Below are 4,605 nucleotides of genomic sequence, written 5' to 3'. Positions count from 1 at the left end.
AGGCGGCGCAGGTTGAACTGACGCTGCCTGCGCCAGCGGGCTAGGCCGTTGCCGATCCGGATCGCGCTGGCCGCGTCCATCTCGACTTCACTCACGACGACCGTCTCCGGGTTGGGCACCACGACCGGGTCGAGCGGGTTGCCTTCGGGCGCAGCCATCAGGTACGGGCGCAGGTCGGCCTCGGGAATTGCCGGGTCATGCATCCGGCGCAGCAGCTCCTCGTAGGTGATCTTTTCGGGCATGAGCCTCACTCCTGTCGGTGCTATCACTTGGTTTAGGCGTCGAGCGCCGCGCTAACGACGCCAGTAAGGTTGAGCGCGGCGCGAATCACATCGGCCGGCCCGCGCACGGTGACGAACGGCACGTGCCGTCCCCCGCGCGGCGCAAGACCGAGGCGCTCAAGCTCCGCGCGCGTGCCTGCGGTATGGTGGGCGAGCGCCTCGGCGGCGTTCTCGCGCGCTGCGCTGCGCCGTTGGGTCGCCTCAATGGTGCCGCCGAGCGGGCTCCTCGCCGCACTCCACGGGGGCGCGTCGAGCTCGAGAATCGCGGCGACCGTCACCTCGGTGCAGGCATCGCCGGCGAGCAAGCTGCGCAGAGCCCCGTCCGCCTTTGCCAGCGGATTCGTCATGGCGCGTGCAGCCGCTGCGGCAGTTTGATCCGCCCGGTCGCCTGCAGCGGCTCCGCCAGGTTGAGTGCGTTGGTTGCTTCCATCAACTCGCCGATGAGCTGGGGCCGCGTGATGTCGGGCCACTTTTCGATCATCAGCGCGGCGATGCCGGAGACCACCGGCGTCGCCATCGAGGTGCCGGTGAGGCACTGATAGCCTCCGCGCGGATGACAGGACCAGATATCCACGCCCGGGGCCATGATGTCGGGCACCACCCTCGCCTGCACGCCCCACATTACGGTACCCATGCCGCCGCCGCCCCACACCTTGTCCGTACGGTCGGAGGCGGCGACGGAGAACACCTCGGGGTAGTTCCCGGGGCACCGACTCGTGTTCGGCCCCTCATTGCCGACGGCAACGACGAACAGCGTGTCCGTGCGCTGCGCAATCTGTGCGAGGTAACGCATCCGGTTCACCGTTTCGCGCTTGCCCGCCGACATATTGATGATCTGGATCTCGGGCCGCGTCTGCACGTGCTCCATCGCGAAAACAAAGTGGCTGAGCGAGCCGATCGTGTTAGGGATCATCGAGTAGCTGGCGAGCCGGGCACCCGGCGCGACGCCAACGTTTGTACCGGCGATGATCCCGCCGACGTGGGTGCCGTGCCCGGGCGTGATGAAATCGGTATCGGCCGGGGGGACCGAATTCGCGATCCACTGCTCCACGTCGAACACGATATTGTCGACGATCTTGCCCTGCAACTCGCGGTGCTCGGCGACACCCGTATCCATCACAGCAATCGTCGCCCCGGTGCCGGTGAGGCCGAACCGGGCCGCGCGCGCCTTGAGGAGCCCTATCGTCTCGAGATGCCAGTTGTCGAGGTCGGCGGCGTCGATTGCGATGCCCGCGGCTGCCGCGTCGCCGGCGAGCGCCTCGCCGTTGCCAGAGCGGACAGGCGAGATCAGGTCGAGCCGGAAGTCCTCGACCATCTCGGCGCCGGGCGCGGCCTCCTGGATTTTTTCAGCGTCTTCCGCGGTGCCCTCGAAGATGGTGACGCCCGTGATGGGGGTGTGCCGCTGCGGCGTCGCGATCACCTTGACGTTTGCGACCGCGCGTAGGCCGCGACCACTACTGAGGCGAGGATCGGCGTGCGCCCTGCGGAACGTCGTCAGGCTTTTGACCTTGGCGGCGCGGGCCTGCGGCGACAGGCTGAGATCGCCGCCCGCGAGCGCGTCGGGAACGTCGTCGTCCTTGGGAAGGAGAAGAAATCGCGCCATCGAAATGTCCTCAATCGAGTTCAGCGCGGGACCGGGTTAAGGCGGTTCCAGATCAACGCGGACACCGCCTCGAAGTCCTCGAACCGGGCCGGATCTCTGGCGGCGAGCAGAGCGCCCTCGGCAGCGCAAGCGGCGGCGTCGGCGCCAGCCGGTGGCAGTTCCGGATCGCCTGCCTCGTTGTCGGACGATGCCCGCACGGTGCTGGACGGGTCGGCGCCACGGGCGAGCAGAAAGCCGACCGCATCGGGCGCGCCGCCGAACGCAGCCGCGAGCAGCGGCGTGACGCCGGAGCGGTCGAAGGCGTCGATAGGCGCTCCCCGCTCGATGAGCGCTTCGAGCGCCGCCGTGTCGTTCCCGAGCGCCGCCGACGTCATCGCGCTGTGGTAGGCGGTGCCGTCATCGAGCGGGACGCCGGCCGCGGTAAGGGCCGTCGCGATCGCGTCAAGGCGGGCGAGCACCGCCTCTCGGCGCACGTCGTCGAGCGCGGAGGCTGCCCCGATGCCGAGCGCGTATGCCGTCCACAGTGTTTCCCCGGTGACGCTCCTCACGTCGGCAAGGTTCACGCCCGAGGCGGCGACGTGGTCGATCGCACCGTCTTCCGGTTGGCCGAGCCGAGCCGCCGCCTCGATACCGGTCGCCAGCGCGTCGTAGAGGTCGGCCATGTCGGGCGCGGCGAGCGCGTCGCCGGCGAGCGTCGCCTGCGCTGCCGCGAGCTCGGCGCGAGCGTAGGCTTCTGCGTCGAGATCGTCGCCGGCGAGGACGTCACCGCTCGCCGGCGGAGGCTCTCCGATCACTTCTAAGGTGAGGCGCGGGATGGTCTGGTTGTTGGTCGTCGGGAAGCGGGATCCGAGCTCCCGCTTGAGCCCCTCGATCAGCCTGATCACGCGGGCGCGGCTGTGGACGTACTGAATGTCCGAGCGCGCGTCGGCGATGTCGTCCGCCGGGTTCATGCAGCCGACACTCCACAGCCAGCCGTTGCCGGGGTGGATCAGGATGCCCGCCCGATACCGGGTGTCGCCTACGCGCAGCGCCGGCATCGGCGGCCTGCGGACCTCGATGCTGCTGGTGAACCCGAAAGTCTTGAACGCGGTGATGCCGTCGATCTCGCGCGTGCCGGCGTGGGTCAACATCGGATAGATGCCAGCCTTGATGCGGGCGCCGCGCTGCCTGCCGGTCGCCGAGTTATCGCCGGGTCCGCGCGCTTCGCAGATCATGCCGGAGAGGCCTGCGACCGGCCTGCGGTCGTGGAAGACCCTGTAGGTGCTGACGGTGCGCTCCTTCATGCCCCGCCGTTTTTCGGCGCGGACGCGCTTGATCTGCAAGACGAGTCCTGTGAGTGTGGTGCTGCCATCGCCCCCGTGCGTGTCGTCGTCGTCGTTCTCGATGATCGGATCGCGGCCGCCGTCGTCTGAACCGATGCGGGCGAGGATGCCGGCGATCTTATCGGCATAGGTCGGGTCGTTCGGTCGCCACGTGCGGCCGAGAAAGGCGGCGAACCTGGCTCCGTCGTCGATGTTGTCGATCCAGCCCGCAAACGTCGGATCGTTGTCGAGCCGGCGCAGGAACGCCCGCACAAATGACGTCGGCGACAGAAAGCGGCAGAATTTTCCGCGCGTCGGATCGGTCGGATGCGGCACGGGCGCGGCGACCTCGGCGAGCATCTCCGTCCACGGAATGCCTGCGAAGTTGGCGTGCACGCGGGCAAGATCCGAACGGCCCCAGTCCGACTCCAGCCCACACTGTGCAACGACGACTGGGAATACCGGCGCAAGGCGCGGCGCGGCCTCGAGGGCGGCTGCGAGCTCCAGGAACTCGGCCGTCGCTCCTTCGTCCGCGATCCTTTCGCTAGACAACGCGCCCGTGATCAGCAGTGCCGGCCCGTCCTCCTCGCCTGGCTTTGTGAGGCCGCCGTCGGAGCGGACGACCCCGGCCGCGACGAGGCGTTGCTCGATGTTGATAACGCGGCTCGCGTAGCCGTCCCGCTGCGCCCAGGTACGGCCGATGAAGCGTATGAAGTCGTGCGGCGAGCGCATCGCCATCTCCTTCCAGCCGCGGTACGGCGAGCGCTCGAGAAATAGGAAGTAGCCGGTCACGAAGTCGCGGATGCCGGCGAACTTCAGATACGTGTCGACGCCGTCGTGGGCGCGGTACTCCACCTTCGTGGCCGGCGCCTCGCGCAGGATCCGGTCCACCTCCGAGATCCCCTTCATCCCTGCGAAGTTGAAGTGCTGCACCGCGAGTTGCGATCCTGCCCAACCCGACTCCTCGATCCACTGCGCCAGCGTGATGCCCTTCAGCCTCTCGACCACATCGGTGGCGAGCCCCTGCACCACCGGCGTCACGGAGCGATAGGTCGCGATCAGCTCGCGCAGGAGCGGGACGTCCGGAACGTCGCCCGCGACCGGCGGAGGGTCGCCGTCCTCCGCTCCCCCGCCGTCCGCCGGGATATTTACGTCGCGGCGCACGAAGGCGCCGAACGCCTCCAGGATAGCGCGGGCGAGCTCGGCCTTCTTTCGCACCGCGAGGCCCGCATCGGAGGCGTTGTCGCCGAAGAACGGCTCAATCAGCGCGGACGGATTCACCTTCGTCACGCTCTCGATGCCGCGATCGTAGCCGCGCGAGCCGCCGGGGATGAAGATGCCGCGATCCTCGCTGCGCCCCTGCCGGTCGAACGTCCTGACGATCGCCTTCTGCAGCGTCTCCGCCCAAGGGCGCGACTGC

The 4,605-nt window shown here is 68.6% G+C and carries 3 protein-coding genes and 1 pseudogene; all 4 read right to left on the bottom strand.

All coding sequences use genetic code 11. The features are described from left to right. Positions 1-242: pseudogene (locus EOA85_RS28430) on the bottom strand (hypothetical protein); the annotation flags it as partial. Positions 243-274: 32 nt separating this feature from the next. After that, on the bottom strand, positions 275-628 hold the full coding sequence (locus tag EOA85_RS28425) for a hypothetical protein (protein ID WP_127211976.1): 354 nt from the start codon (positions 626-628) through the stop codon (positions 275-277). Continuing rightward, on the bottom strand, positions 625-1,884 hold the full coding sequence (locus EOA85_RS28420; RefSeq protein WP_127211975.1) for a S8 family serine peptidase: 1,260 nt from the start codon (positions 1,882-1,884) through the stop codon (positions 625-627). The genes EOA85_RS28425 and EOA85_RS28420 overlap by 4 nt, the downstream gene beginning before the upstream one ends. Positions 1,885-1,904: 20 nt before the next feature. After that, a partial coding sequence (locus EOA85_RS28415; protein ID WP_127211974.1) for a glucosaminidase domain-containing protein occupies positions 1,905-4,605 on the bottom strand: 2,701 nt, incomplete at its 5' end.

The sequence above is a fragment of the Mesorhizobium sp. M5C.F.Ca.IN.020.29.1.1 genome (assembly GCF_003997375.1).
GTDB lineage: Bacteria > Pseudomonadota > Alphaproteobacteria > Rhizobiales > Rhizobiaceae > Mesorhizobium > Mesorhizobium wenxiniae.
Note: the sequence above shows the minus strand (reverse complement) of the source record. Positions and strands in the feature narration are given on the sequence as shown.

Bases quoted from the DNA above. Each gene is read 5' to 3' on its own strand.
- EOA85_RS28425 (WP_127211976.1), bottom strand. From the start codon at position 628: ATGACGAATCCGCTGGCAAAGGCGGACGGGGCTCTGCGCAGCTTGCTC.
- EOA85_RS28420 (WP_127211975.1), bottom strand. From the start codon at position 1,884: ATGGCGCGATTTCTTCTCCTTCCCAAGGACGACGACGTTCCCGACGCG.